Source organism: Streptomyces sp. enrichment culture (assembly GCF_964272895.1).
In the GTDB taxonomy this organism is placed as follows: Bacteria; Actinomycetota; Actinomycetes; order Streptomycetales; family Streptomycetaceae; genus Streptomyces.
On sequence record NZ_OZ186832.1, the window covers coordinates 3212256 to 3238847 of the forward strand.

Annotated in this window: 24 protein-coding genes; 12 read left to right on the top strand and 12 right to left on the bottom strand. The window is 72.2% G+C overall.

What is annotated here, in order from left to right; genetic code table 11:
- Nucleotides 1-66: 66 nt before the first annotated feature.
- The 5 genes from ACSU6M_RS14500 to galU form a co-directional block, all read right to left on the bottom strand.
- Entirely contained in the window at nt 67-675 is a 609-nt protein-coding gene (locus tag ACSU6M_RS14500) for a GNAT family N-acetyltransferase (RefSeq protein ID WP_437070124.1), read from the bottom strand.
- A gap of 26 nt (nt 676-701) precedes the next feature.
- The gene (locus tag ACSU6M_RS14505) at nt 702-1244 is read right to left on the bottom strand and encodes a MogA/MoaB family molybdenum cofactor biosynthesis protein (protein ID WP_437070125.1); all 543 of its coding nucleotides are present in this window, start codon (nt 1242-1244) and stop codon (nt 702-704) included.
- On the bottom strand, nt 1241-1720 hold the full coding sequence (moaC, locus tag ACSU6M_RS14510; protein ID WP_437070126.1) for a cyclic pyranopterin monophosphate synthase MoaC: 480 nt from the start codon (nt 1718-1720) through the stop codon (nt 1241-1243). Before moaC ends, ACSU6M_RS14505 begins: the two co-directional genes overlap by 4 nt.
- An 85-nt stretch (nt 1721-1805) precedes the next feature.
- Nucleotides 1806-3128: a molybdotransferase-like divisome protein Glp gene (glp, locus tag ACSU6M_RS14515; RefSeq protein ID WP_437070127.1), complete on the bottom strand. Its 1323-nt coding sequence runs from the start codon at nt 3126-3128 to the stop codon at nt 1806-1808.
- 4 nt (nt 3129-3132) lie between these two features.
- On the bottom strand, nt 3133-4035 hold the full coding sequence (gene galU, locus ACSU6M_RS14520; protein ID WP_437070128.1) for a UTP--glucose-1-phosphate uridylyltransferase GalU: 903 nt from the start codon (nt 4033-4035) through the stop codon (nt 3133-3135).
- Between the two features lie 61 nt (nt 4036-4096).
- On the opposite strand from galU, the gene ACSU6M_RS14525 reads away from it, so the two are divergent.
- Entirely contained in the window at nt 4097-4753 is a 657-nt protein-coding gene (locus tag ACSU6M_RS14525) for a 5-formyltetrahydrofolate cyclo-ligase (RefSeq protein WP_437070129.1), read from the top strand.
- Nucleotides 4754-4830: 77 nt separating this feature from the next.
- Here the strand turns inward: ACSU6M_RS14525 and ACSU6M_RS14530 are convergent, their stop codons facing one another.
- Nucleotides 4831-7626, bottom strand: a complete 2796-nt coding sequence (locus ACSU6M_RS14530) for a penicillin acylase family protein (RefSeq protein WP_437070130.1) — start codon at nt 7624-7626, stop codon at nt 4831-4833.
- A 262-nt stretch (nt 7627-7888) separates the two neighbouring features.
- On the opposite strand from ACSU6M_RS14530, the gene ACSU6M_RS14535 reads away from it, so the two are divergent.
- The 6 genes from ACSU6M_RS14535 (at nt 7889) to ACSU6M_RS14560 (ending at nt 13939) form a co-directional block, all read left to right on the top strand.
- The gene (locus ACSU6M_RS14535) at nt 7889-9397 is read left to right on the top strand and encodes a potassium/proton antiporter (RefSeq protein WP_437075137.1); all 1509 of its coding nucleotides are present in this window, start codon (nt 7889-7891) and stop codon (nt 9395-9397) included.
- Nucleotides 9398-9843: 446 nt separating this feature from the next.
- Nucleotides 9844-11136, top strand: coding sequence for an MFS transporter (locus tag ACSU6M_RS14540; protein WP_437070131.1), 1293 nt, complete (start codon nt 9844-9846; stop codon nt 11134-11136).
- Between the two features lie 67 nt (nt 11137-11203).
- Complete coding sequence (locus ACSU6M_RS14545) at nt 11204-11509, top strand: FmdB family zinc ribbon protein (protein WP_437070132.1); 306 nt, start codon at nt 11204-11206, stop codon at nt 11507-11509.
- A gap of 101 nt (nt 11510-11610) precedes the next feature.
- Complete coding sequence (locus tag ACSU6M_RS14550) at nt 11611-12444, top strand: S-methyl-5'-thioadenosine phosphorylase (RefSeq protein WP_437070133.1); 834 nt, start codon at nt 11611-11613, stop codon at nt 12442-12444.
- Between the two features lie 220 nt (nt 12445-12664).
- The gene (locus tag ACSU6M_RS14555) at nt 12665-13315 is read left to right on the top strand and encodes a hypothetical protein (protein WP_437070134.1); all 651 of its coding nucleotides are present in this window, start codon (nt 12665-12667) and stop codon (nt 13313-13315) included.
- A gap of 135 nt (nt 13316-13450) precedes the next feature.
- Nucleotides 13451-13939, top strand: coding sequence for an MscL family protein (locus ACSU6M_RS14560; RefSeq protein WP_437070135.1), 489 nt, complete (start codon nt 13451-13453; stop codon nt 13937-13939).
- A 55-nt stretch (nt 13940-13994) separates the two neighbouring features.
- Here ACSU6M_RS14560 and ACSU6M_RS14565 read toward each other — a convergent pair whose 3' ends face one another.
- On the bottom strand, nt 13995-14171 hold the full coding sequence (locus tag ACSU6M_RS14565) for a hypothetical protein (RefSeq protein ID WP_437070136.1): 177 nt from the start codon (nt 14169-14171) through the stop codon (nt 13995-13997).
- 131 nt (nt 14172-14302) lie between these two features.
- Here ACSU6M_RS14565 and ACSU6M_RS14570 point away from each other — a divergent pair, with 131 nt between their 5' ends.
- From ACSU6M_RS14570 to ACSU6M_RS14585, 4 genes are all read left to right on the top strand, one after another.
- Nucleotides 14303-15541 (top strand): low temperature requirement protein A, encoded by a 1239-nt coding sequence (locus ACSU6M_RS14570; RefSeq protein ID WP_437070137.1) that lies wholly within the window; start codon nt 14303-14305, stop codon nt 15539-15541.
- 70 nt (nt 15542-15611) lie between these two features.
- The gene (locus ACSU6M_RS14575; RefSeq protein ID WP_437070138.1) at nt 15612-16640 is read left to right on the top strand and encodes a P1 family peptidase; all 1029 of its coding nucleotides are present in this window, start codon (nt 15612-15614) and stop codon (nt 16638-16640) included.
- A gap of 170 nt (nt 16641-16810) precedes the next feature.
- Nucleotides 16811-18025, top strand: a complete 1215-nt coding sequence (locus ACSU6M_RS14580; protein ID WP_437070139.1) for a L,D-transpeptidase — start codon at nt 16811-16813, stop codon at nt 18023-18025.
- A 188-nt stretch (nt 18026-18213) separates the two neighbouring features.
- The gene (locus ACSU6M_RS14585) at nt 18214-18957 is read left to right on the top strand and encodes a DUF6227 family protein (RefSeq protein ID WP_437070140.1); all 744 of its coding nucleotides are present in this window, start codon (nt 18214-18216) and stop codon (nt 18955-18957) included.
- 312 nt (nt 18958-19269) lie between these two features.
- Here the strand turns inward: ACSU6M_RS14585 and ACSU6M_RS14590 are convergent, their stop codons facing one another.
- The 5 genes from ACSU6M_RS14590 to ACSU6M_RS14610 form a co-directional block, all read right to left on the bottom strand.
- Nucleotides 19270-19527 carry a hypothetical protein gene (locus tag ACSU6M_RS14590; RefSeq protein WP_437070141.1) on the bottom strand — a complete coding sequence of 86 codons (258 nt, stop codon included), beginning with the start codon at nt 19525-19527 and terminating at the stop codon, nt 19270-19272.
- A gap of 132 nt (nt 19528-19659) precedes the next feature.
- The gene (locus ACSU6M_RS14595; RefSeq protein ID WP_437070142.1) at nt 19660-21765 is read right to left on the bottom strand and encodes a PTS fructose transporter subunit IIABC; all 2106 of its coding nucleotides are present in this window, start codon (nt 21763-21765) and stop codon (nt 19660-19662) included.
- Nucleotides 21766-21940: 175 nt separating this feature from the next.
- Nucleotides 21941-22888, bottom strand: coding sequence for a 1-phosphofructokinase (pfkB, locus tag ACSU6M_RS14600; protein ID WP_437070143.1), 948 nt, complete (start codon nt 22886-22888; stop codon nt 21941-21943).
- Complete coding sequence (locus tag ACSU6M_RS14605; RefSeq protein ID WP_437070144.1) at nt 22885-23646, bottom strand: DeoR/GlpR family DNA-binding transcription regulator; 762 nt, start codon at nt 23644-23646, stop codon at nt 22885-22887. The genes pfkB and ACSU6M_RS14605 overlap by 4 nt, the downstream gene beginning before the upstream one ends.
- A 357-nt stretch (nt 23647-24003) precedes the next feature.
- Nucleotides 24004-25542, bottom strand: a complete 1539-nt coding sequence (locus ACSU6M_RS14610; RefSeq protein ID WP_437070145.1) for an MFS transporter — start codon at nt 25540-25542, stop codon at nt 24004-24006.
- A 63-nt stretch (nt 25543-25605) separates the two neighbouring features.
- Between ACSU6M_RS14610 and ACSU6M_RS14615 the strand changes: the two genes are divergently transcribed.
- Nucleotides 25606-26568 (top strand): helix-turn-helix transcriptional regulator, encoded by a 963-nt coding sequence (locus ACSU6M_RS14615; RefSeq protein WP_437070146.1) that lies wholly within the window; start codon nt 25606-25608, stop codon nt 26566-26568.
- Nucleotides 26569-26592: the final 24 nt, after the last annotated feature.

A 26592-nucleotide genomic window follows, 5' to 3' on the forward strand; every position in this document is an offset into this window, starting at 1 on the left:
TCGCACGATCTGGCTGATATTTCGAAACTTTTTTATGAGGATGCGATCGAGTTTTCGAACAGACATTCAATTCTGGGGGCTGCGCGGGATTCCCCGGGAGCGTGCCCGCCGCCAGCGGTTCATCAAACCGTCGGGTACTTCCTCGGCGGTCAGCGCGAAGACGAGGTGGTCGCGCCAGGCGCCGTCGATGTGGAGATAACGGGGCCGCAGCCCCTCCTCGCGGAATCCGAGTTTCTCCACGACCCGGCGGCTGGGCGCGTTCTCGGGGCGAATGCAGACCTCGATGCGGTGCAGTCCGACGGTGCGGAAACAGTGGTCCACGACGAGCGCGACCGCGGTCGGCATCACCCCGCGCCCGGCCACCGCCTCGTCCACCCAGTACCCGATGTGCCCCGAGCACATCGAGCCCCAGGTGATCCCGGCGACCGTCAGCTGCCCGACCAGCCGCCCCTCGTACTCGATCACGAACGGCAGCATCCGGCCCGCGTTCGCCTCCGACCGCAGATGGCGGACCATCTGCCGGTAGGTGGGCCGGTGGGTGACGGGGCCGCCGGGGGCGGGCGGCGGGATGGTGGCCTCCCAGGGGCGCAGCCAGTCGCGGTTGCGCCGGTTCACCTCGCGCCAGGCCCGCTGGTCGCGCAGCTTTATCGGCCGGAGGACGATGTCTCCGTCCACCAGCTCGACCGGCCAGGGCGCCCCGCTCAGCTCGCACCCCCACTGCCGGGGGCGGGTCTCGGGTGGTCCCCGCCGCGGATCTGGTCGACGGCGTGCTTCAGCAGCGGCTCCAGGACGGCCAGGCCGTCCTTCACCCCGCCGGTGGAGCCCGGCAGATTGACGATGAGCGTGGTCCCCGCGACCCCGGCCAGCCCCCGGGACAGCACCGCGGTCGGCACCTTGTCCCGGCCGTACGCGCGGATGGCCTCGGCGATGCCCGGCACCTCGTGGTCGAGCACCGCGCGGGTCGCCTCGGGGGTGCGGTCGGTGGGCGAGACGCCGGTCCCGCCGGTGGTGACGATCACGTCGTAGCCGGCGTCGACACCGGCCTTCAGCGCGGCTTGCACGGGGTCGCCGTCGGGCACGACCTGGGGGCCGTCCACGGCGAACCCGAACCGCTCCAGGCCGTCCTTCACCAGCGGGCCGCCCTTGTCCTCGTAGACCCCGGCCGCGGCCCGGTTGGAGGCGGTGACGACCAGCGCGGCGTAGGGCGTGACCAGTGCGCCGCCGAGCTCGGCCCCGGCGCTCATGCCCGGCTCCAGTCGCCCGACTTGCCGCCCGTCTTCTCCTCCACCCGTACGTCCGTGATGACCGCTCCCTTGTCGACCGCCTTGACCATGTCGATCACGGTGAGCGCGGCGACGGAGACCGCGGTGAGGGCCTCCATCTCGACGCCCGTGCGGTCCGTCGTCTTCACCGTGGCGGTGATCTCCACGGCGTCGTCCGCGACCGACAGGTCCAGTTTCACACCGGAGACCGCCAAGGGGTGGCACAGCGGGATCAGGTCCGGGGTGCGCTTGGCGCCCATGATGCCCGCGATCCGGGCGGTGGCCAGGGCGTCTCCCTTGGGCACGCCCTCGCCGCGCAGCAGTTCCACCACCTTCGGCGAGACGAGGACGCGGCCGCTGGCGCGGGCGGTCCGCGCGGTCACGTCCTTGCCGGAGACATCGACCATGCGGGCGGCGCCCGCCTCGTCGATGTGCGTGAGTCGGTCCTGCGTGCTCATGGTGTACGGCGCTCCCGGTCCGGGCCCGTCGCGGTGCGGCGCACGGGCCTGCTGTGCGCGACACGGTACCGCCAACCCGGGCCGGTCAGCCGAGCAGGACCACGTCGACCTCGGTGCCCGGCTCGACGCCCGTCATGTCCTCGGGGACCACGATCAGCGCGTTCGCCTGGGCGAGGGCCGCGATCAGGTGGGATCCGGCGCCGCCGACCGGGGTCACCCGGCCGTCGGCGTACGCCCCGCGCAGGAACTGTCTGCGCCCCTTCGGCGAGGTCAGCGTCCGCTCGGCCGTGAGGGTGGCCGTGGTGCGCGGCCGGTGGACGTCGTCGAGGCCCATCAGGGTGCGGATCGCCGGGCGCACGAACAGCTCGAAGGAGACGTACGAGGACACCGGGTTGCCCGGCAGGGCCAGCAGCGGGGTGTGGTCGGGGCCGATGGAGCCGAAGCCCTGGGGCTTGCCGGGCTGCATGGCGAGCTTGCGGAACTCGATGCCGCTGCCGGCCTCGTCCTCGTCGCCGACGTGCGACAGGGCCTCCTTGACGACGTCGTACGCCCCGACGCTCACGCCGCCCGTGGTGACCATGAGGTCGGCGCGCACCAGCTGGTCCTCGATGGTCGTGCGCAGGGTCTCGGCGTCGTCGGCGACGGCGCCCACGCGGTAGGCGATGGCGCCGGCGTCGCGGGCGGCGGCGGTGAGGGCGAAGCTGTTGGAGTCGTAGATCTGGCCGCTGCCCAGGTCCTCGCCGGGCTGGACGAGTTCGCTGCCGGTGGAGAGCACGACCACGCGCGGGCGCGGGCGCACCCGGACCGTGCCGCGGCCGATGGCGGCGAGCAGCGCGATCTGCGGCGGGCCGAGGACGGTGCCCGCTTCCAGGGCGCGGTCGCCGGCCTTCACGTCGCTGCCCTTGGCGCGCACATGCGCGCGTGCCTCGGCGGGCCGGTAGACCTGGACCTGCCCGCCGGCGCCCTCGGGGGCGAGGCTGCGGGCGCGCATCCCGGCCGCGGGGCCCTCGCCGAAGCCGCCGTCGGTCCACTCGACCGGGACGACCGTCTCGGCGCCGGGCGGCAGCGGGGCGCCGGTCATGATGCGGGCGGCCTGGCCGGGGCCGACGTGCAGCAGGTCCGCCTGGCCCGCCGCGACGTCCCCGACGACCTCCAGGACGGCCGGGAACTCCTCGCTCGCGCCCGCGACATCGGCGACCCGTACCGCGTACCCGTCCATGGAGCTGTTGTCGAACGGCGGCAGCGAGACCGGCACCGTGACGTCGTCGACCAGGACGCAGCCCTGGGCGTCCAGCAGTTGCAGCTCGATGGGCTCCAGGGGGCGAACGGTCGCGAGGATGTCCTCCAGGTGTTCGTCCACCGACCACAGGTGGTCCTGGCCGGCGGTACGGGGCGCGGCGGTGCTCAAAGTGCTACATCTCCTCGGTGACGTAACGGCGGAGCCAGGACCGGAAGTCCGGTCCCAGGTCTTCACGTTCGCACGCGAGTCTGACAATGGCACGCAGATAGTCGCCGCGGTCGCCGGTGTCATAGCGGCGGCCCTTGAAGACGACGCCGTGCACCGGGCCGCCGACCTTCTCGTCCTCGGTGAGCTGCTGGAGGGCGTCGGTCAGCTGGATCTCGCCGCCGCGACCGGGCTCGGTCTTGCGCAGTATGTCGAAGATGTGCGCGTCCAGGACATAGCGGCCGATGATCGCGTAGTTGGAGGGCGCCTCCGCCACGTCGGGCTTCTCGACCAGGCCGGTGACCTTGACGACGTCGCCGTCGCCGGTCGGTTCCACGGCCGCGCAGCCGTAGAGGTGGATCTGCTCGGGCGCGACCTCCATAAGGGCGACGACGCTGCCGCCGTGCAGCTCCTGGACCTCGATCATGCGTCGGAGCAGGGGGTCGCGGGGGTCGATCAGGTCGTCGCCCAGCAGCACCGCGAACGGCTCGTCGCCGACGTGCGGGGCGGCGCACAGGACGGCGTGACCCAGTCCCCTGGGGTCGCCCTGGCGGACGTAGTGCATGGTCGCCAGGTCGCTGGACTCCTGCACCTTGGCCAGTCGCTCGGCGTCGCCCTTCTTCTCCAGGGCGGACTCCAGCTCGTAGTTGCGGTCGAAGTGGTCCTCAAGGGGACGCTTGTTGCGTCCGGTGACCATGAGGACGTCGTCGAGGCCGGCTGCCACGGCCTCCTCGACCACGTACTGGATCGCCGGCTTGTCCACGACCGGCAGCATCTCCTTGGGAGTGGCCTTGGTGGCCGGCAGGAACCGGGTGCCGAGGCCGGCTGCGGGGATGACAGCCTTGGTGATCCTGGGGTGCGACTGAGTCATGGCCGCAACCTTATCCGGTGCCTTTGAGAGGAATCTGTGGCTCCGGTTAATTGGCTCACATATGAGCGCATTCGGACCGGAACGGGAGAAACCTGTGGGACAGTTCGGACGTCCCGACGACCCTGACAAGCGAACCTTGCGCCGAGAACTCCTCTCGGTGAGGAACGGATTGACGGCAGATGTCGTACGGGACTCGGCCGCCGCCCTCGCCGAGCGGGCACTCGACCTGCCCGAGCTGGCGCGTGCGCGCACCGTGGCGGCTTACGTCTCCGTGGGCGCCGAACCGGGCACCCTCGCGCTGCTGGACGCGCTGCGCGCGCGGGGCGTGCGCGTCCTGCTGCCCGCGCTGCTGCCGGACAACGACCTCGACTGGGGCGCGTACGAGGGCGAGGGCTCCCTCGCGCGCGTGCAACACGGCGGGAAGATGGCGCTGTTGGAGCCGTCCGGCGAGCGCCTCGGCCCGGACGCCGTCACCGCCGCGGACGTCGTGCTGCTGCCCGGACTGGCGGTGGACGCGCGCGGGATGCGCCTGGGGCGCGGCGGCGGCTCCTACGACCGGGTGCTGGCGCGGCTGGAGCGGGCGGGGGCGCGGCCCGCGCTGGTGGTGCTGCTGTACGACACGGAGGTCGTCGAGCGCGTCCCGGAGGAGGCGCACGATCAGCCGGTGCACGCCGTGGTGACCCCGTCGGGGGTGCGCCGCTTCCGCAGCGGGGTGTGATCCACCTCTCGTCGGCCGGTGGAAACGCGAACGGCCCTTCACGCGCGCGTGGAGGGCCGTCCGGCGTCGTCAGCGGCTCACGGCTTGAGGACCAGGGTGTCGCTGGTGCGCTCGTCGACCGCCTTCTCGGTGAACGCCCACGGCAGCAGCTCGCCCTTGGCCCACTTGCCCGTCTGGTCCGTGTAGTGGTCGTTGTAGGCGTGCCCGGAGGCGCCGGTGAGGTTGATCCAGCGGGACTTGTCCAGGTCGGCGAGGTTGACCACCATGCGCATCGACGGCACCCAGACGACGGCGTAGCCGCCGGCGGCGTTCCAGCCGGTCGCGTTGACCGTGCCCTCGCCGCCGCCGATCCGCCAGGGGCCGCGGTTGAGCATGTACTGCAGGAAGCCGGGACCCTCGGTGCCCAGCGTCTGGTTCTTCAGGAACAGGCGGTGCAGCCGGCCCCAGCTCCAGGTGTCGATGTCCTTGCCGAGCTTGGCGGTCAGCTCCCAGCGGGCGTCGACCATGGCGCGCTCGAAGAGCTCGTCGCGGTTGTCGGCGCCGTCGCGCGTGCCCACCTCGGGCGTGGACCACCAGGCGCTGTCCTTGTCGTTCATCAGGGTGCGCACGACCTCGAACCAGCGGTCGCCGCCGTCGGGCTGCGCCTGGTCGGCGTCGCGCTGGCCGCACTCGCGGACCTTGCGGTCCTCGTCGGCCGGACCGGTGGTGTCGGTCGGCTCCACCCACAGGCACTGGCCCTTGACGCGCAGCTCCTTGGGCAGCTTGTTGCCGAAGGCGAGCTTGAGGATGTTGCGCCAGGTGGAGTTGAAGTAGGCGGCGGCCGCGGAGTCGGCGTCCTGGGTGTAGTCCCAGCCCTCCAGGAGCTTCTGGGCCTCGCGCACGTCCGGGTCGTCGATGTCGATCTTCAGCAGGTGCGGCACCAGCAGCTTGGCGATCTCGCTGCTGTTGTCGAGCTGCATCTGCCGCATGTCGTCGGTGGAGATCTTGCCGCCGCCCTTGATCTTCGACTCGATCAGGTCGTTGATGCGCTGGCTGCGGTTGCCGTAGCCCCAGTCCGCGGTGAGCGTGTAGGGGTAGTCGTCCTGGTCGACGACGGCCTGGTTGGCGGTGACGATGTAGCCGCGCTCGGGGTCGAACTCGTAGGGCAGCTCGTCCTGGTCGACGAAGCCGGTCCAGCGGTAGTCGGAGTCCCAGCCGGGCGCGGGGACGGAGCCGTCGTGGCCCTCCGCGCGCGTGGGGATCTTCCCGGGCAGCGTGTAGCCGATGTGGTTCTTGGTGTCGGCGTAGATCAGGTTCTGCGAGGGCACGTCGAACAGCGCGGCCGCGGCCCGGAAGTCCTCCCAGCCGGCCGCCCGGTCCATCGCGAACACGGCGTCCATGGAGGTGCCGGGGTCCAGCGCGGTCCAGCGCAGGGCGATGCCGTAGCCGTCGCCGCGGTCGGGGGCGGCGGTGTCGACGGTGGCCTTGCGGCCGACCTTGACGAGCTCGTCGTCGCGGTCGGACAGCAGGGGCCCGTTGTCGGTCTCGCGCACGACGATGGTCTTGGCGTCGCCGCCGGCGACCTTGATGGTCTCCTCGCGCGTCTTGAACGGCTTGACCTTGCCGTCGAGCAGATAGCCGTCGCCGGTGAGCTTCTCCAGGTAGAGGTCGGTGACGTCCACGCCGGAGTTGGTCATGCCCCAGGCGATGTCCTTGTTGTGGCCGATGATCACGCCGGGCAGGCCCGCGAAGGTGTAGCCGCTGACGTCGTACTGGCACTTCTCGGAGACCGCGCGGCAGTGCAGGCCCATCTGGTACCAGACGGAGGGCAGCGAGGCCGACAGGTGCGGGTCGTTGGCCAGCAGCGGCTGACCGGTGATGGTGTGGCGGCCGGCGACCACCCAGGAGTTGGAGCCGATGCCGTTGCCGTTCACGCCGACGGCCTCGGGGAGGTCCTCCAGGACCCGGTACAGGCCCGAGAGCTGGGCCTGCAGGGCCGCGCCGTCCTCGGTGCCCGCGGCGGCGCCCTCCAGGCCCGTGGAGCCGTCGAAGCCGCCCTCGCCGGACGTGCCGGGGTCGGTGCCGGAGCCGTCGTCCTCGCCGCCGTCCTGGCCGAACGTCCCGCTGGTCTCGTCGTAGCCGCCCTCCTGGACGATCGCCTTGTTGCGGTCGTACGGGTAGCGCGGGTACAGGTCGGCGATCTGCTTGGGGCCGAGACGGCTGGTCATCAGGGCGCGGTCGATCTCGTCCTGCATGTTGCCGCGCAGGTCCCAGGCCATCGCCTTCAGCCAGGCGACGGAGTCGACCGGGGTCCACTTCTCGGGCTTGTAGTCGTGGGAGAACCCGAGGGCTGCGTACTCCAGGGAGATGTCCTTGCCGTCCTTGCCCTCAAGGTAGGCGTTGACTCCCTTGGCGTACGCCTGGAGGTACTTCTTCGTGGAGTCCGACAGCTTGCTGTCGTACTCCTTCTGTGCCACCCGGTGCCAGCCCAGGGTGCGCAGGAACTCGTCGTTGTCGATCTGGCTCTTGCCGAACATCTCCGACAGGCGGCCGGAGGTCATGTGCCGGCGCACGTCCATCTCGTAGAACCGGTCCTGCGCCTGGACGAAGCCCTGGGCCATGAACAGGTCCTCGTCGGAGGACGCGTAGATCTGCGGGATGCCGTTGCCGTCACGTTTGACGTCGACCGGCCCGGAGAGGCCGTCCAGGGTGATCGAGCCCTTGGTCTGCGGGAAGGAGGCGCGCACGGTACTGACGGACCAGTAACCCCCGTAGCCGACGCCGCCGACGAGGGCCAGCACCAGCACGAGCACGAACAGTCGGGCTTTGCGCCCCTTCTTCCTGCCGGACTTGCCGGGCTTCTGACCCGTTGAGGCGGTGGTGTTGGGGGGCATCGCTGTCCTTGCTGTCCTAACGCGAGCGGCAGGTCGGGCTGTGACTATGAAAGAGCGCTGGAGCAACCATAGGCGCAGGGCCCGACGCCCCTTGACGCGGAGTCGGGAACCAGCGCGGACGGACGTTCGATCTTGCCTGCTCGAACGTCAAGAAAGCGTCAAGAGTTAGGTAAGGTAACGAAGTAGTTGGCGTGAAGGGAACGCGAAGAACCCCAGGAACGAAGACAGCAAAGAGAACGAAGACGTACGAAGGGGACAGCCACTGACAGTCCACGACCTGAACCAGCTCCTGCTCGTCTGCTCGGTCGTCCTGCTCGTCGCGGTCGCCGCGGTCCGGATCTCCTCGCGCAGCGGGCTCCCCAGCCTGCTCGTGTACCTGGGCATCGGCGTCCTCATGGGCCAGGACGGCATCGGCGACATCCACTTCGACAACGCCGAACTCACCCAGGTCATCGGATACGCGGCCCTGGTCGTGATCCTGGCCGAGGGCGGTCTCGGCACGAAGTGGAAAGAGATCAGGCCGGCCCTGCCGGCCGCGAGCGCGCTGGCACTGGGCGGGGTCGCGGTGAGCGTCGGCGTCACCGCCTCGGCCGCTCACTACCTGGTCGGGCTGGAATGGCGCCAGGCGCTCATCATCGGCGCGGTCGTCTCCTCGACCGACGCCGCGGCCGTCTTCTCCGTCCTGCGCAGAATTCCGCTCCCCGCGCGCGTGACGGGCACCCTGGAGGCCGAGTCCGGCTTCAACGACGCCCCCGTGGTCATCCTGGTCGTCGCCTTCTCCACCGCGGGCCCGGTCGAGCACTGGTACGTCCTGATCGGCAAGATAGCGCTGGAGCTGGCCATCGGCGCCGCCATCGGCCTCGCGGTGGGCTGGCTGGGCTCCTGGGGGCTGCGGCACGTCGCGCTGCCCGCCTCCGGCCTCTACCCGATCGCCGTCGTGGCGATCGCCGTGACCGCCTATGCCGCCGGCGCCCTCGCCCACGGCAGCGGCTTCCTCGCCGTCTACCTCGCCGCCATGGTGATGGGCAACGCGCGCCTGCCGCACTGGCCCGCCACCCGCGGCTTCGCCGAAGGGCTCGGCTGGATCGCGCAGATCGGCATGTTCGTCCTGCTCGGCCTGCTGGTCACCCCGCACGAGCTCGTCGACGACTTCTGGCCCGCCCTCGTCATCGGGCTGGTCCTCACCATGGTGGCGCGGCCCCTGAGCGTCGTGCTGTGCCTGGTGCCCTTCCGGGTGCCCTGGGCCGAGCAGACGCTGATGTCCTGGGCCGGGCTGCGCGGCGCCGTCCCCATCATCCTGGCGACCATCCCGATGGTGAACGACGTCGAGGGCAGCCGCCGCATCTTCAACATCGTCTTCGTCCTGGTCGTCGTCTACACCCTCATCCAGGGCCCCACCCTGCCCTGGCTGGCCCGCACCCTGCGCCTCGGCGACGGGTCCGGGGCCGCCGACCTCGGCATCGAGTCCGCGCCCCTGGAGCGGCTGCGCGGCCATCTGCTGTCCGTGGCCATCCCGGAGGGCTCCAAGATGCACGGCGTCGAGGTCAGCGAGCTGCGGCTGCCCGCGGGGGCCGCGGTCACGCTCGTCGTGCGCGACGAGGAATCGTTCGTGCCGCTGCCCTCCACCGTGCTGCGGCGCGGGGACGAACTGCTCGTCGTCGCCACCGACCCCGTGCGCGACGCCGCCGAGCGCCGGCTGCGGGCCGTGGGCCAGGGCGGCAAGCTGGCGGGGTGGCTCGGCACGGGGGGCGGGGACTCGGGCGGACGCTGAGGGGGCGGGCCCGACGGGGCCGCCCGCGGGGCCGCGGGGGCGCGGGGGCGGGCGGACGCTGAGGGGGGCGGCCTGGGCGCGGGGGCGGCCGGACGCTGAGGCGGGCGGCCTGGGCGCGGGGGCGGCCTTCACCGTCACGCAAGGTTGACCCCTTGGGCGCCCCGTCCCGTTAAGCGCGGATTTCCCACTGTTCACACCGCCGGCAATCCCAGGCCATGGCCCGGATGGTGCTCGTTTTCACAAGCGCAACGCGCGTAGATTCTTGTACTATCAAGGCGGACCCTGATCGAACCAACTCTGCCTGACGCAGAGCTGGCGCGACCGTATGGCGGCCGTGACGCCCACCGGGCGACGGTATCTACCGCAGTTCCGCGCAAGAGGACAGCTCTCGGCGCCGCCCCCCACCCCATGGGGCCGCGCTACCAGGCGGCAGAAAGGCACGGGCCGTGGCGTCCACGGTCACCACCGAGCCGTCGAAGAACTCGTCGGCCTCTCCCCGCCCTGGCTACGGGCAACTGCTGCGCACCCGCGGCGCCTGGACGTTCCTGCTGCCCGGCTTCGCGGCGCGCCAGCCCTTCGCGATGCTCACCATCTCGATCGTGCTGCTGGTGCAGCACACCACCGGCTCCTACGGTGCCGCGGGCGCCGCCGCGGCCGTCACCGGCGTCTCCATGGCGCTGTTCGCGCCGTACAGCGGCAGGCTCGCCGACCGCTTCGGCCAGCGCGCCGTACTGGTCCCCGGCGTGCTGGTGCACACGGTGTCCGGCCTCACCCTCACCGCGCTCGCGCTGACCCACGCGCCTCTGTGGGCCCTGTTCGTCGCGGCCGTGCCCACCGGCGCCTCGGTCCCCCAGGTCGGCCCGATGGTGCGGGCCCGCTGGGGCGTGAAGCTCCAGGGCTCGCCCCTGATGAACACCGCCGCGGCCTTCGAGTCCGTCACGGACGAGTTCACCTTCGTCGTCGGCCCGCTGCTGGCGACCGCCCTGTGCACGGCCGTGGACCCGGCCGCGGGCCTGATCACCGAGGCGGCGCTGACCCTGCTCGGCGGTCTGCTGTTCGCCGCGCAGAAGAGCACCCAACCGCGGGTCTCCGGCGCCGGGCACGCGCGCGTGAAGCACGCCTCGGCGCTGAGCGTCCCGGGGGTGCGCGTCCTGATCGTCGCCTTCCTCGGCATCGGCTCGGTCTTCGGCGGCATGCAGGTGTCGCTGGCCGCGTTCACCGAGTCGATCGGCGAGCCCGGCCTGAACGGCGTGCTCTACGGAACCTTCGCCGCCGGCAACATGCTCTCCGGCATCGCCTGCGGTGCCATCGCCTGGAAGATCGCCCCGCACCACCGCCTGGTCGTCGGCTACGCGGCGCTCGCCCTGGTCGCCTCCGGCCTGTGGGCCGCGCACTCGGTGCTGCTGCTCGCGGGGCTCGGCCTGCTGGTCGGCATGTGCATCGCGCCCGCGCTGATCACCGGCTACACGCTGGTCGACGGGCTCGTCCCGGCGGGCGCCCGCACCGAGGCGTTCACCTGGCTGACCGGCGCCGTGGCGCTGGGCCAGGCGGCCGCCGTCACCATCGCCGGCCAGCTTGAGGACCGGCTGTGGGGCGGGGCCGGGTTCCTCGTCCCGATGGGTGGCACCCTGCTCGCCCTGGCGACCGTTCTGGCCCTGCGTTCGCGCCTGGTGGCGCGGCCCGCCGGGCGCACGGTGGCGCGTGGCGTGGGTCACCGCGTGCCGGTGACGGTGGACTGATCCTCAGGAATACGTCACTATGGACCGTCGTTAGCACTCATTGAGTGAGAGTGCCAGGAGGAAGACAGTGCCGACCTACCAGTACCAGTGCACCGAGTGCGGCGAGGGCCTCGAGGCGGTGCAGAAGTTCACCGACGACGCCCTGACCGAGTGCCCCAGCTGCCAGGGCCGCCTCAAGAAGGTGTTCTCGGCCGTGGGCATCGTCTTCAAGGGCTCCGGCTTCTACCGCAACGACAGCCGCGGCTCCTCGTCGAGCAGCTCGCCGGCCTCGTCGAAGTCGACGTCGTCCTCCTCCGCCTCTTCCACGTCGTCCTCGGACTCCACGTCCTCGTCCTCGGGTTCGACCAGCTCGGCCGGCACCTCCGCCGCCTGAGACCCCTGCTCGCGGGACCCTGCCGTCGTACGACGGCAGGGTCTTCGGCGTTTGCGGTGCCGGGCGCCCGCGGCCCGCCCGCGGCGGCTACCGTGCTGGTCATGGGAAACGCAGACATCGGTGTAATCGGCGGCTCCGGCTTCTACTCGTTCCTGGACGACGTGACCGAGATCCAGGTGGACACGCCCTACGGGCCGCCCAGCGACTCCCTCTTCCTCGGAGAGATCGCGGGCCGGCGCGTCGCGTTCCTGCCCCGCCACGGCCGCGGCCATCATCTGCCGCCGCACCGGATCAACTACCGGGCCAACCTGTGGGCGCTGCGCTCGGTCGGCGCGCGCCAGATCCTCGGGCCGTGCGCGGTCGGCGGACTGCGCCCCGAGTTCGGGCCGGGCACGCTGCTGGTGCCGGATCAGCTGGTGGACCGTACGAAGTCCCGTGCGGGGACGTACTTCGACGGAATGCCCCTGCCGGACGGCACCGTTCCGAACGTGGTGCACGTGTCCCTCGCCGACCCCTACTGCCCCACCGGGCGGGCGGCCGCGCTGAAGGCCGCGCGCGGCCGGGACTGGGAGGCGGTGGACGGCGGCACCCTGGTCGTGGTCGAGGGGCCCCGGTTCTCGACGCGTGCCGAATCGTTGTGGCACCAGGCGCAGGGCTGGTCGGTGGTCGGCATGACGGGCCACCCGGAGGCCGCCCTCGCCCGTGAGCTGGAGCTCTGCTACACCTCGCTGACCCTGGTCACCGACCTGGACGCGGGCGCGGAGACCGGCGAGGGCGTCTCGCACGACGAGGTGCTGCGGGTCTTCGCGGAGAACGTGGACCGGCTGCGGGGGGTGCTCTTCGACGCGGTCGCGGCGCTGCCGGGGACGGAGGAGCGGGACTGTCTGTGCACGACGGCGCTCGGGGGGATGGATCCGGGGTTCGCGTTGCCGTAGGTAGGGGTGGGGGCTCGGGTTCGCGCTGCCGTACGTAGGGATGGGGGCTCGGGGTTTGCGTTGCTGTCCGGGGGACCGGGCGTCGGCGGTGGGGGCGGAGGGTCTCGTTCGGGTGAGGGGGTTTTCCACAACCGGCTGGTAGCCCACGGGCTCCGGCAGGGATCGGCTCAGGAGCCCATCGTGGGCTGCACATCGATTCCCGTCGCAGGTGGTGGTTCCCGTGTCCGCGTCTCCTCCCTCCTCGCCTTCCTCGCCCTCCTCTCCCTCCTCGCCCTCTTCTCCTTCCTTCCCCGGCTTCCCTGAGCCTCCTGGCCTCCCTCCCCTCTCGTCCGCGCATCCGCCCGGCAGTGACGCCCCCGCCCCGTGCGAGGTGCCGCACTTCGCCCCTGTGCGGGTGCGCGGCGCGCGGTATCGGCTGCGCCGGCTGGTACGGCATCGCGGGCGGGCCCTGGCGGCGGGGCTCGCGGTGACGGCGGCCGCGCTCGTGGCGGCCGGGCCCCGGGCGGGAGCCGACGCCGACCGAGCGGAGCGGCCCCGCGGTCATCCGGTGACGTCGCCGGCACCGGACCGGGCGCCGCAGCGCCGGGCGGTCCGGATGGTGACCGCGCCCGTGCGCATCGCCGACGGCGCCACGGTGCGGCTGCTGCGCCCCGGCGACCGGGTCGACGTCATCGCCGCACAGGAGACCGCCCTGGGTGGGGAGGCCCGTGTGGTGGCCCGCGGGGCGCTGGTCAGGAGGGTGCCCGAACTCGACGCGGAGACGGAGGGGGCCGAGAGCGGCGCCCTGGTGGTCCTGTCGGTGCCGCGCGACACCGCCGCCCGGCTGGCCGGGGCGAGCACCACGGCACGGCTGGCGGTGACGTTGTGGTGAACGTCCTGCGCTGTCTCCGTGACACCCTGTCAAGTCGCTCGATCGAGCTACGGAATTGGACAGGACGGCCTCACCCTGACGTAGGTTGCGGAGCGGCTTGTTCCACAACCTGTGCGTGCGAGGAGAGGCTCCGCGGTGAGCGACAAGAAGGATCCGGGCGTCTGGGAGGGCTTCAAGGCCTTCCTGACGCGCGGCAATGTCATCGATCTGGCAGTTGCGGTGGTCATCGGCGCCGCCTTCACCAACATCGTCAACTCGGTGGTGAAGGGCGTCATCAACCCGCTCGTCGGAGCGATCGGCACCAAGAACCTCGACAGCTACAGCTCCTGTCTCAAGGGGCCGTGCACGGTGGGCGAGGACGGGACGGTCACGAGCGGCGTGATGATCCTGTGGGGCTCGGTCCTCGGGGCGACGCTCAGCTTCCTGATCACCGCGGCGGTCGTCTACTTCCTGATGGTGCTGCCGATGGCGAAGTACCTGGCGCGGGTGGAGGCCCAGAGGAAGGCCAGGGAGGGCACCCACGAGGTCATCGAGGTGACCGAGCTGGAGGTCCTGAAGGACATCCGCGACGCGCTGGTCGCCCAGCGCGGCGCCGGTCCCGGCGTCGGTCCGGGCGAGCGCTAGCGGCGACGGTCACGGCGGCTCCGCGGGCCTTCGTCCGCGGGGCCGCCCGCCGTGTTCACAGGTGGTGGGGCGGCTTCTCGTCGAGGAAGCGCCTGAGGTCGTCGGCACTGTCGCCGGACGGCCGCTCGCCCCATCCACGGTCCGTGTCGTCCGAGGACTGCTGGGACAACGGATCGTCGAAGATCAGCGCGGGCTTCGGCTCGCGCGGCTCGGGGGCGGATGCGGTAGTCATGCCTCCAGCGTACGGGTCCGGCGCCGGCACCCACGGCGACCGCGTCGCGTCCCCTCGGCGCCACGGCCCCCTTCTCCCCCTCGGGGACGCCTCCGCAGGAGTTTCCCGCCGGTATCTGCTGTGCTGGGGGCATGACATCCAGCTCGACTCCGCCCGCGGGCCCGTCAGGACCACCGGATGCCGGACGGCCGCTGCGCAGGCTGGTGGCCCGCGGCCGGGGCGAGACCCACCGGGCCGCGTCGCCGCTCGAACTCTTCTTCGACCTGTGCTTCGTGGTGGCCATCGCCCAGGCGGGGATCCAGCTGGTGCACGCCCTCGCCGAGAACCACGTCGGCGAGGGGATCACGAACTACGCGATGGTCTTCTTCGCCATCTGGTGGGCGTGGATGAACTTCACGTGGTTCGCCTCGGCGTACGACAACGACGATGTGCTGTACCGGGTGGTCACCCTGGTGCAGATCGCCGGAGTGCTGGTGCTCGCCGCGGGAGTCTCACGGGCGTTCGAGGACCATGACTTCCTGGCCGTGTGGCTCGGTTACGCGATCATGCGGCTGGCCATGGCCGCGCAGTGGCTGCGGGCCGCGCGAGCGGCCCGGGGCGTCGAGCGCAGCGTCACGTTGCGGTACGCGGGCGGGATCCTGCTCTGCCAGGTCGGCTGGCTGGGGCTGCTGGTGCTGCCGGAAGGGGGCCGGCCCTGGGTCTTCCTGGTGATGGCGGTCGCCGAGCTGTGTGTGCCGGTGCTCGCGGAGAAGGACGGGCAGACGGCCTGGCACCCTCACCACATCGCCGAGCGGTACGGGCTGTTCACGATCATCGTGCTGGGCGAGACGATCGCCGCGGCGACGGTCGCCGTGAAGACGGGCGTGGAGGAGAACGACGCGCTCGCCGACCTGCTCCCGATCGCCACGGGTGGTCTGCTGATCGTGTTCTCCGCCTGGTGGATCTACTTCGTGGTGCCCATCCACGGGCATCTGCGCTCCAACCGCCAGGCGTTCCTCTGGGGCTACGGCCACTATCTGGTCTTCGCCTCGGCCGCGGCGATCGGGGCCGGTCTGGAGGTGGCCGTCGAGCAGACGGTCGGCAAGGCGCACATCTCCACGCTGGCCGCGTCCGCCGCGGTGACCCTGCCCACCGCGCTGTATCTGCTCACGCTGTGGGCCCTGCACTCCCGGCACTTCAAGGTGGGCATCGCCCAGCAGGCCGTCCTGCCGGTCACGGCGCTGGTCGTCATCTGCTGCACCTTCCTGGGCGAGTGGGCGGTCCTGGCCGCGGGCGTCGTGTCGGCGCTGGCGGTCGTGACCGGTACGACGCTGACGGCGCGCATGGTGGCGAGGGAGCGCGAGGCGAAGGCGACCGCGCCGGTGGTCTGACACCCGCCGCCGGATGACCGGTGCCCCGGTCGCGCCCCGGTCGCGCCTCGGACGGGCAAGACTGGTCCCCATGACAGTCGACGCTCTGACGGACGTCGCCGGCCTGCGCGTCGGGCATGCCACGCGCACCGGCGACGGATGGCTCACCGGGACCACGGTCGTCCTCGCCCCGGAGGGCGGTGCGGTCGCCGCCGTGGACGTGCGGGGCGGCGGTCCCGGCACCAAGGAGACCGACGCCCTGGATCCGCGCAACGTGGTCCAGCGGATCGAGGCCGTCGTGCTCACCGGCGGGAGCGCGTACGGGCTCGACGCGGCGTCCGGGGTGATGGCCTGGCTGGAGGAACGGGGGCGGGGGGTGTCCGTCGGGCCCGAGCCGACGCATGTGGTGCCGGTCGTGCCCGCCGCCTGCGTCTTCGACCTGGGGCGCGGTGGCGACTTCCGGGCCCGGCCCGACGCCGCCACCGGGCGGGCCGCGGTCGAGGCGGCGGCGGCGAGCGAGCTCGGCGCGCCGGTGGCCGAGGGGTGCGTGGGCGCGGGCATGGGGGCGGCGGTGGGGCCGCTCAAGGGGGGGATCGGCACGGCGAGCACGGTGCTGGCCTCCGGGATCACCGTGGCCGCGCTGGTGGTGGCCAACGCGGCGGGCTCGGCGATGGATCCCGAGACGGGGGTGCTGTATGGGGAGTTGTTCGAGGGGCGGCTGCGGCGGCCGGAGGCGCGGGTGCACGCCGCCGCCTGCCGGCGCCTGGCCGAGACCGCCGCGAGAAGCGCGCCGCCGCCGCTGAACACCACCCTCGGGGTGGTCGCCACCGACGCGGTTCTGTCACGGGCGCAGGCGCAGAAGCTGGCCGGTACGGCGCACGACGGCATCGCGCGCGCCGTGCGGCCGGTGCATCTGCTCAACGACGGCGACACGGTGTTCGCGCTGGCGACCGGGGCCCGCCCGCTGGACGCCGACCGCCCGCTCGCCCTGAACGACATCCTGGCCGCCGGCGCGGACATGGTGACGCGCGCCCTGGTGCGTGCCGTGCGCGCCGCCGAGTCGGTGGACGGACCGGGCGGGGCGTGGCCGTCGTATGAGGAGTTGTACGGGGGCAGGTGAGCCCAGGGGCGTCCCGAGCGCCCCAACCGCCCTCGTTCCACGGGCGATTGTCCCGGTTCTGTCACGTGATCGTACGCAAGGCCATGACAGGGGAACCCGGTCGCGGCCGTCCGCCTCTTTCTCCACGCATCGCAGCGGACCACGTACATCACACGAACTTGGGGGAGCCCGTGACAACGCCGGACATAGCCTCGCGGCGCAAGGTGGCGGCCTGTGCCGCCCTGATGGTCGGCGCCCTCACCCTGACGGCCTGCGGCGGCGACGCGAGCGCCGAGGACGACAAGAAGGGCGGGGGCCGCACCGTGAGCCCGGTGCCGCGGATCGCCATCTCGGCGAAGGACGGCTCCACGGGCGCGTCGATCAACACGACCGGCGTGAAGGTCAGCGACGGCAGGCTGACCGGCGTGACGATGACCGAGGCGGAGTCCGGCGAGGCGGTGCCGGGGGCGCTGTCGGCGGACGGGACGACCTGGAAGCCGAAGGAGCAGCTGGAGCGCGGTACGGCGTACCGGATCTCGGCGACGGCGAAGAACGACAAGGGCCGCACGGCGAAGGCGGACGCGAAGTTCACGACGGTCTCGGAGGAGAACAGCTTCATCGGGACGTATCGGCCCGACGGCGGCACCACCGTGGGCGTGGGGATGCCGGTGTCGTTCACCTTCGACAAGGAGATCAGCGACAAGAAGGCGGTCCAGTCGCACATCACGGTGACCTCGGACAGCGGGCAGAAGGTGGTCGGGCACTGGTTCGGCTCCCAGCGGCTCGACTTCCGGCCGCAGGAGTACTGGAAGGCCGGCTCGAAGGTCACGATGAAGATCGACCTGGACGGCGTCGAGGGCGCGAACGGCGTCTACGGCGTGCAGAAGAAGACGGTCACCTTCACCATCGGCCGTTCCCAGGTCTCCACGGTCGACGCGGCCACGCAGACGATGACCGTCGTGCGGGACGGCACCACGGTCAGGACGATCCCGATCTCGGCCGGCAGCGCCCAGACGCCCACCTACAACGGGCAGATGGTGATCTCCGGCAAGTGGGAGCAGATGCGGATGGACGGCTCGACCGTCGGCTTCGCCGGGCAGTACGACATCCCGGACGTGCCGCACGCGATGCAGCTGACCCAGTCCGGGACCTTCGTCCACGGCAACTACTGGTACGACAAGGGCAACCCGCCGTTCGGCCGGCAGGGCACGAGCCACGGCTGTGTGGGACTCCAGGACACGCAGGGGGCGCAGGGGGACACGACGGGCAAGTGGTTCTACGACAACTCGCTCGTCGGTGACGTGGTGGTCGTGAAGAACTCCCCCGACAAGTCCGTGGCGCCGGACAACGGGCTCAACGGCTGGAACATGGCGTGGAGCGACTGGGTCGCGGGCAGCGCGGTCTGACGGGTGTCGACGGCGGCCAAATCGACACCGACCAGCGGATTTTGACGAGAGGTCGGGCCGTGCGGGAACTTCTTCGGCGGCCCGGCCGTTTTCCCCGCGTACGTTTTCTCGGTTCCCGGACATGATGTCCGACCGAGGGGCTACGGTATGCACCCACAAGGTGACATGCAGCGACGCCGGGAGAAACCTTGAGCGTTCCGTACGAGACCGCAGCGTACGAACCCCACGAGTCGCCGGAGTCTCCGGAGGAGCACCTCGCGCGACTGCTCGGCCGTGCCCTGAACTCCTTCGAGCTGCCCGACGACGTGATACAGCGCCTGGACGCCGCGCTGGCGCACGACAGTTCGCTGCACTCCGCGCACCACAGCGCGGGCCGGCACCGGGAGACGTACCGGCACACCTGGCTGCTGGCCGACGGCTCCGCGCTCACCCTGTGGGAGCTGGTGCACAACACCGCGTCGGGCGGGGTGCACCACGAGGTGTACATCGACGAGGAGGAGCTGCGCGAGGCCACCGACCGCCTGCCCCTGCCGCCGGAGACACCGGACTTCGAGCTGCCGGTGCTCGCCCCGCTGCCCTCCGTGCCGGGACCGCGGCACGCGTATGTGCCCGACGACTCGGCGGACCACGCGCGCCGGCTGCTGCGCCGGGCGGAGAACCCGGACCGTCCGGGGGCAGAGACGGCGGCGCTGCTGGCCACGGCGTTCGCGCACCAGATCACGCAGGCGTTCGGGCGGCCGTGCCGGGCGGGCCGGATCGGGCTGGGGTTCTCGCTCTACGAGCACGCGTTCCTGCTGCGTGACGGCCGGGAGGTGTCCCTGTGGGAGGTCGAGCACACGGCGACGCCCGACGGGCGGCACATGTGCGAGGTGTACACGAGCGAGGACGCGGCCCGGGAGGCGATGGAGCGGCGGGCGGCACAGGTCTCCTGACCGCGCACCGACGGCCCGGCCGGGGCCGGCCGGGTCAGTGGCCGTCGGCCCGGCCTGCCGGTCGGTGACCGTCGACCTGGCCTGGCGGATCAGCGGCCGTAAGTCCGACCTGCCCAAACATCGGCCGTCGGGCCGGCCTGCCGGGTCAATGACCGTCGACCTGGCCTACCGGGTGAGCGGCCGTCGGTCCGGCCTGCCGGTCGGTGACCGTCGACCCGGCCTGCCGGGTCAGCGGCCGTAAGTCCGGCCTGCCGGAACATCGGCCGTCGGCCCGACCTACCGGAACCTCGGCCGTCGGTCCGGCCGGCCGGGTCAGTGGCCGTCGGCGAACTGCCGTACCAGGCCCGCGAAGGCGGCCCTCTCGGCGGGGGTCAGTTCGACCGACTCCAGGTCCGGGCCCGCCTGCCGCTGGCGCGGGAGCGCCGGCAGGACGGTGGGCCCCGGGTCCCGTGCGGTGTCCTCGCCTCGGCCGCGGCGCAGGACGCGGGCCAGGCCGGTCACGCAGACGGCGGCCGCCGACGCGAGGACGGCGACGCCCACCCACTGAAGGATCGAGACGTGCTCAGGCATGCGCCCCAGTACACACCACGGTCCGGGCCTTTGGGCCCGGACCGTGACGTATCTCGCAGGTGGTGCAGTTGACCTGGTTCCGCTCAGGTGCCGTGAACAACTCACAGCACCCGAAAGGGACAAGTGGCCGGTTCAGGCCACCACGGCCTGCTCGGCCTGCGGGGACCGCGCCGCCGCCCGGCCCTCCGCGGGCTCGGCTTCCGCCGCCCCGGGGGCCGGCTTGCGCAGGCTCTTCAGGACGACGACCAGGGCCGCCGTGACCGCGACGCCGGCCGCGATGGCGACCAGGTAGAGGAAGGGGTTACCGATCAGCGGGACCACGAAGATGCCGCCGTGCGGGGCGCGCAGGGTGGCGCCGAAGGCCATCGACAGGGCGCCGGTGACCGCGCCGCCCACCATGGAGGCGGGGATGACACGCAGTGGGTCGGCCGCGGCGAACGGGATCGCGCCCTCGGAGATGAAGGAGGCGCCCAGGACCCAGGCGGCCTTGCCGTTCTCGCGCTCGGCGCGGTTGAACAGCTTGCCGCGCACCGTCGTCGCCAGGGCCATGGCCAGCGGCGGGACCATACCGGCCGCCATCACCGCGGCCATGATCTTCATCGCGGAGTCACCGGGGTCGGCGACGGCGATACCGGCGGTGGCGAAGGTGTAGGCGACCTTGTTGACGGGTCCGCCGAGGTCGAAGCACATCATCAGGCCGAGGAGGGCGCCGAGGAGGACGGCGTTGGTGCCGGTGAGGCCGTTCAGCCAGTCGGTCATCCCCTTCTGCGCGGAGGCGATGGGCTTGCCGATCACGACGAACATCAGGAAACCGACGACCGCCGAGGAGATCAGCGGGATCACCACCACCGGCATGATGCCGCGCAGCGCCGCCGGGATCCGCACCCGCTGGATGGCGAGCACCACCGCACCGGCGATCAGACCCGAGGCCAGGCCGCCGAGGAAGCCGGCGTTGATGGTGAGGGAGATCGCGCCGCCGACGAAGCCGGGCACGAGGCCGGGCCGGTCGGCCATGCCGTAGGCGATGTAACCGGCGAGGACCGGGACGAGGAAGCCGAAGGCGACCGCGCCGATCTGGAAGAACAGCGCGCCCCAGCTGTCCGCCTGCGTCCACGTGAAGTGGTCCATGACGGAGGGCGCCTCGTTGATCTGATAGCCGCCGATCGCGAAGCCCAGCGCGATGAGCAGACCGCCCGCGGCGACGAACGGGACCATGTAACTGACGCCGGACATCAGCCACTTGCGCAGCCTGGTGCCGTAGCCCTCGCCGGGGGAACCGGCGCGCTCGACCGGCGTACCGGCCGTGGCGGGCGCCCCGGCGCTCACCTCACCGCGCGCGGCCTTCTCGCGCACCTCGGCGATCAGCTCGGCCGGGCGGTTGATGCCCGCCTTCACGCCGACGTCGACGGTGGGCTTGCCGGCGAAGCGGTCCTTGTCGCGTACGGGGACGTCGTGGGCGAAGATCACGCCGTCCGCGGCGGCGACGACGGCCGGGTCCAGGCGGGTGAAGCCGGCCGAGCCCTGCGTCTCGACGACGATCTCGACGCCCGCCTCGCGGCCGGCGTTCTCCAGGGACTCGGCGGCCATGTAGGTGTGGGCGATGCCGGTCGGGCAGGAGGTGACGGCGACGATCCGGAAGGGCCGGCGCCCGGCGTCGCCGGGGCCGGTGTCCGAGACGGCGGCGGGGTCCGGGGCGGAGGCGGGGGTGGCGGGTTCCGTGGCGGCGTCGGCGGAGGCCGCCACCGGCGCCGCCACGGAGTTCTCGGGAGCGGCGGGGGTCTGCGCCGCCGCCGGGGGTTCTTCGCCGCGGATGAGCGCGGCCGCGGCCCAGGGGTCGCCCACGGCCCGCAGCGCGTCGGTGAACTCGGCGTTCATCAGCTGCCGGGCCAGCGAGGACAGGATCGTCAGATGGGCGTCGTCGGCGCCGGCGGGCGCGGCGATCAGGAAGATCAGGTCGGCGGGGCCGTCGGCCGCACCGAAGTCGATGCCGGCCGCGCTGCGCCCGAAGGCGAGCGTCGGCTCGGTGACATGGGCGCTGCGGCAGTGCGGGATGCCGATGCCGCCGTCCAGGCCGGTCGGCATCTGTGCCTCGCGGGCGGCCACGTCGGCGAGGAAGCCCTCCAGGTCGGTCACCCGGCCCAGGGTCACCATGCGCTCGGCGAGGGCGCGTGCCGCCGCTTCCTTGGTGTCGGCGGACAGGTCGAGATCGACCAGGTCCGCGGTGATCATGTCGCTCATCGCGGGCTCCTTCGCACGCGTATCGCCCGTGGGGTGGGGAGGGCGGGGGTGGGGACGGGGGTGCGGTGGGGGGTCAGGGGGTGGCGGGGGTGGGGACGGCCCGCCACTGCTCGGGGGTGCTCGCTCCGCGTAGGCGGCTCGGGGTCGCCGTGGGCCGGTCGCGTACGCGCGTACGTCATGACACCGGCTCCCTCAGCTCACGGTCCACCGGCACATCCGCCGTGACCGTCACCGCGGCCGGGTCCAGATCGGCCGGCGTCGGCATCACGCTGCCGGGGAGCTGGACGGCGGCGGCGCCGTGGGCGATGGCGGAGGCGAGGGCGTCGGGGCCGGTGCCGCCGGCGATGAGGAAGCCGGCGAGGGAGGAGTCACCGGCGCCGACGTTGGAGCGGACGGTGGTGACGCGGGCGCTGCCGAACCAGGTGCCCGCGTCGTCCACCAGCAGCTGCCCGTCGGCGCCCAGGCTGGCGAGCACCGCGCGGGCGCCCCGTTCGCGCAGCTCCTCGGCCGCCTTCACCGCGTCGCCGACCGTCGCCAGCGGCCGCCCGACGGCCTCCGCGAGCTCCTCGGCGTTCGGCTTCACCACGTCGGGCCGCGCCCGCAGCGCTTCGAGCAGCGCCCGCCCCGAGGTGTCCAGCGCGATCCGCGCGCCTCCGGCGTGCGCCCGGGCGACCACATCGGCGTACCAGGACGGCGCGAGCCCGCGCGGCAGGCTCCCGCAGCACGCGATCCAGTCGGCGCCCGCCGACCGCTCCCGTACCGTCTCCAGCAGCAGTTCCTGCTCCGCCGCGGAGAGTTCGGGACCCGGCGCGTTGATCTTCGTGAGCACCCCGTCCGACTCCGCGAGGGCGATGTTCGAGCGGGTGGCCCCGGCGACCGGCACCGGCGCGACCTCGATGCCCTGCGCGTCCAGCAGATCCGCCACGAGCGCGCCCGGCGCACCCCCCAGCGGCAGCACCGCCACCGTGCGCCGCCCGGCGGCCGCGACCGCGCGCGAGACGTTCACGCCCTTGCCGCCCGGGTCCATGCGCTCACCGGTGGCGCGGATGACCTCGCCGCGCTCCAGGGCGGGGACCTCGTAGGTGCGGTCCAGGGACGGGTTGGGGGTGACGGTGAGGATCATGCGCGTACTACTTCCGTGCCGCCGCGCTCGATGGCGGCCGCGTCGTCGGGGCTCAGCCCGCTGTCGGTGATCAGCAGGTCCACGTCGCCCAGGTCGCCGAAGCGGGCGAAGTGCTCCTGGCCGTGCTTGGAGGAGTCGGCGAGCAGGACCACGCGGCGTGCGGCGGCGACCGCGGCCCGCTTGACCGCGGCCTCGGCGAGGTCGGGGGTGGTCAGCCCGTGCTCGGCGGAGAAGCCGTTGGCGGCGACGAACAGCACGTCGGCGCGGATCTCGCCGTACGCCCGCAGCGCCCAGGCGTCGACGGCGGCGCGCGTACGGTGCCGTACGCGCCCCCCGACCAGGTGGAGCTGGATGCCGGGGTGGTCGGCGAGGCGGGCGGCGATGGGCAGGCTGTGCGTGACGACGGTGAGCGATGCCTCCAGCGGGATGGCGGCGGCCAGCCGCGCGACCGTCGTACCGGCGTCGAGGACGAGGGTGCCCTCCAGGGGCAGCTCCGCGACGGCGGCCTTGGCGATGCGGTCCTTCTCGTCGGCGGCCGTGCCCTCGCGCTCGGTGAGGTCCGGCTCGAAGTCGAGGCGGCCGACCGGTATGGCGCCGCCGTGGACCCGGCGGACGAGACCGGCGCGGTCGAGGGCCTTCAGGTCCCGGCGGATCGTCTCCGCGGTCACCTGGAACTCCTCGGCGAGCGACAGGACGTCCACCCGGCCGCCGTCACGGGCGAGCCGGAGGATCTCCTGCTGTCGCTCCGGTGCGTACATGTCCGTTCGCCTCCGACCTGTGCCCGAACCTGTGGTTTCACGGCGACAGTACGCCCGGATTTCCGGAAAGTAAACAGGTTCGGGCGCAGCGCAGACACAAACGGGCATCGGGGGGGGGGGGCGTAGCTGCTGGTTGTCGTCCCAGTCGGCACCAGTCGGCACCAGTCGGCATACGAAAACGGGTGTGCGCCCCTCCCGCGATCTCGCGAGAGAGGCGCACACCCAATCGACTCCAGCGCCCGGACCGGCTCGGCGGACACGGCCCGGCTCCGGCAGGGACCGGCTCCGGCAGAGCCTGACTCCGGCACCGCTCGGCTCGGGCACGGCCCGCCCGCCGGCGTCGGTCGGCGGGTCACCTCACCGCCGGGCCCCGACCTTGACCGGCTCCTCGGCCGAAGCGTCCTCGGTCACGGTGTCCGCGGCTCCCGCGGCCTCCGCCTCCGCGTGCACCACCGGCCGCTTCGGCAGCGCCAGCATGAGCAGGAAGATCACGCCCATGACCCCGGCGACCCACTTCAGCGCGTACTGGAAGGCGTCCACGAAGGCCGACCCGATCTGCGCCGGGGCGAGCCCGTCGTCGATGACACCGAAGAAGACCACGGACACCAGACCGAGCCCGAGCGCGTTGCCCATCTGCTGAACGGTGTTGATGAGGCCGGACGCCGAACCGGCGTGCTCACGCGGCACCTCCGAGAGGATGGCGTCGGTGAGCGGGGCGAAGATGAGCCCCATCCCGGCGCCCATCACGACCAGCGGCAGCGCCATCTGCCAGGGCTCGATGCCCTGCCCGTACCGCTCCGACTCCCACAGGTACAGCAGCACTCCGGCGATCATCACCAGCGCGCCCGCCTGGAGCACCTTGCGCCCGAACCGCGGCACCAGCTTCTGCACGGAGATGCCCGCCGCCACCGACACGGCGATCGAGAACGGCACACCGGTCAGACCGGCCTTGAGCAGCCCCCAGCCCAGCCCGATCTGCATGTACAGCGTCCACACCAGGAAGAAGATGCCGAGCCCGACACCGAACACGACCTGCACGGCGATGCCCGCGGCGAAGCTCTTCACCCGGAACAGCGACAGCTCGATCAGCGGGGAGCCGTCCCGCGCGGCCTTGCGCCGCTCGTAGGCCACCAGCGCGGCCAGCACCACCAGGGACCCGGCCATCATGACGTAGCCCCACACCGGCCAGTCCAGCTCGTGGCCGCGGGTGAGCGGGTACAGCAGCATCAGCAGGCCGAGGGTGACCAGGGCGACGCCCACCAGGTCCAGCTTCAGCGCCTTCGGGGCGCGGGACTCGGTGATGAAGCGGCTGCCGAGGATCAGTCCGGCGATGCCGACGGGCAGGTTGATGAGGAAGATGGGGCGCCATTCCAGGCCGAACAGGTTCCACTCCGTCAGCAGCGCGCCAAGCAGCGGGCCGAGCACCGCGCCCATGCCCACGACCGCGCCGAACAGGCCGAACACCTTGCCGCGTTCGTGCGCCGGGAAGGTCGCGTGCACGATCGACAGCACCTGGGGCACCATCAGCGCGGCCATGCCGCCCTGGAGGATGCGCGCGGCGACCAGCACATCCGGGTCGGAGGCCAGTCCGCACAGGGCGGAGGCGACGGTGAAACCGCCGATGCCGATCAGGAACAGCCGCTTGCGGCCGTGGATGTCGCCGAGCCGTCCGCCGGTGATGAGCCCGGCGGCGAAGGCGAGGGCGTATCCCGCGGTGATCCACTGGATGTGGCTGAAGGAGGCGCCGGTGTCCTCCTGGATCGAGGGTATGGCGATGTTGACGATCGTGACGTCGACGAGATCCATGAAGGCCGCCGTCATCACGATGGCGAGCGCGAACCAGCGACGCCGGTCGGCAGGCGCCTGCGTCCCTGAGAGCTGTGCGGTGGAGGTCATGAGGAACAAGCTAGAGGCCCATTAGGTCAGATGGCGTCCTATTTATGCGGCATCCTCGGTGGCATGACGACGGACACCCCCGCACGCCTCCTGCAGCTGCTGTCCCTCCTCCAGACGCCCCGCGAGTGGCCCGGCGGGGAGCTCGCCGACCGGCTCGGCGTCTCCCGGCGCACCGTCCGGCGGGACGTCGACCGGCTGCGCGAACTGGGCTATCCCGTCCAGGCGACCAAGGGGTCGGACGGCGGCTACCGCCTGGTCGCGGGCAAGGCCATGCCGCCGCTCGTCCTCGACGACGAGGAGGCGGTGGCGATCGCGGTCGGACTGCGCGCGGGCGCCGGGCACGCCGTCGAGGGCGTGGACGAGGCGTCGGTGCGCGCGCTGGCCAAGCTGGAGCAGGTGCTGCCGTCCCGGCTGCGCCGCCGCGTGACCACCCTCCAAGCCGCGACCACCGCCCTGACCATCGGCGACGGCCCGAGCATCGCGCCCGAGACGCTCACCGCGATCGCCTCGGCGGTGGCCGGCCAGGAGCGCCTGCGGTTCGCCTACCGGGCCAAGGACGGCACGGACTCGCGCCGCCTGACCGAGCCGTACCGGCTGGTCTCGACGGGCCGCCGCTGGTACCTCGTCGCCTACGACCTCGACCGCGCCGACTGGCGCACCTTCCGCGTCGACCGCATCAGCGAGCCCTTCGCGACCGGCGCGCGGTTCGCCCCGCGCGAGCTGCCGGCGGGCAGCGCGGCGGAGTATCTGCGGCGGTCGATCGGCCGTCACCAGGAGGACTACGCGTTCACGGTCGTCTTCGCCGCCCCCGCCGAGACCGTCGCCGCCCGCCTCCCCGCCTGGATGGACGCGCCCGAGCCCCTCGACGCCGGCCACTGCCGGCTGCGCGGCACGGCCGGCGGCCCGGTGGACTGGCTGGCGCTGCGGCTGGCCATGCTGGGCTTCGACTTCACGGTACGGGAACCGGCGGAACTGGTGGAGTGCGTACGGGAGTTGGGAGCCCGCCTGACCAGGGCGGCGGGCTGACCGCCGATCCCCAACGGCAACTCC

What these genes read in the sequence shown, in the direction of transcription:
- ACSU6M_RS14565 (WP_437070136.1), bottom strand. Translation starts at nt 14,171, where the DNA reads ATGACTACCGCATCCGCCCCCGAGCCGCGCGAGCCGAAGCCCGCGCTG.
- ACSU6M_RS14505 (WP_437070125.1), bottom strand. Translation starts at nt 1,244, where the DNA reads ATGAGCGCCGGGGCCGAGCTCGGCGGCGCACTGGTCACGCCCTACGCC.
- ACSU6M_RS14615 (WP_437070146.1), top strand. Translation starts at nt 25,606, where the DNA reads ATGACGACGGACACCCCCGCACGCCTCCTGCAGCTGCTGTCCCTCCTC.
- moaC (WP_437070126.1), bottom strand. Translation starts at nt 1,720, where the DNA reads ATGAGCACGCAGGACCGACTCACGCACATCGACGAGGCGGGCGCCGCC.
- ACSU6M_RS14590 (WP_437070141.1), bottom strand. Translation starts at nt 19,527, where the DNA reads ATGCCTGAGCACGTCTCGATCCTTCAGTGGGTGGGCGTCGCCGTCCTC.
- pfkB (WP_437070143.1), bottom strand. Translation starts at nt 22,888, where the DNA reads ATGATCCTCACCGTCACCCCCAACCCGTCCCTGGACCGCACCTACGAG.
- ACSU6M_RS14605 (WP_437070144.1), bottom strand. Translation starts at nt 23,646, where the DNA reads ATGTACGCACCGGAGCGACAGCAGGAGATCCTCCGGCTCGCCCGTGAC.
- ACSU6M_RS14570 (WP_437070137.1), top strand. Translation starts at nt 14,303, where the DNA reads ATGACATCCAGCTCGACTCCGCCCGCGGGCCCGTCAGGACCACCGGAT.
- ACSU6M_RS14530 (WP_437070130.1), bottom strand. Translation starts at nt 7,626, where the DNA reads ATGCCCCCCAACACCACCGCCTCAACGGGTCAGAAGCCCGGCAAGTCC.
- ACSU6M_RS14595 (WP_437070142.1), bottom strand. Translation starts at nt 21,765, where the DNA reads ATGAGCGACATGATCACCGCGGACCTGGTCGATCTCGACCTGTCCGCC.
- ACSU6M_RS14610 (WP_437070145.1), bottom strand. Translation starts at nt 25,542, where the DNA reads ATGACCTCCACCGCACAGCTCTCAGGGACGCAGGCGCCTGCCGACCGG.
- galU (WP_437070128.1), bottom strand. Translation starts at nt 4,035, where the DNA reads ATGACTCAGTCGCACCCCAGGATCACCAAGGCTGTCATCCCCGCAGCC.
- ACSU6M_RS14550 (WP_437070133.1), top strand. Translation starts at nt 11,611, where the DNA reads ATGGGAAACGCAGACATCGGTGTAATCGGCGGCTCCGGCTTCTACTCG.
- ACSU6M_RS14575 (WP_437070138.1), top strand. Translation starts at nt 15,612, where the DNA reads ATGACAGTCGACGCTCTGACGGACGTCGCCGGCCTGCGCGTCGGGCAT.
- ACSU6M_RS14525 (WP_437070129.1), top strand. Translation starts at nt 4,097, where the DNA reads ATGAGCGCATTCGGACCGGAACGGGAGAAACCTGTGGGACAGTTCGGA.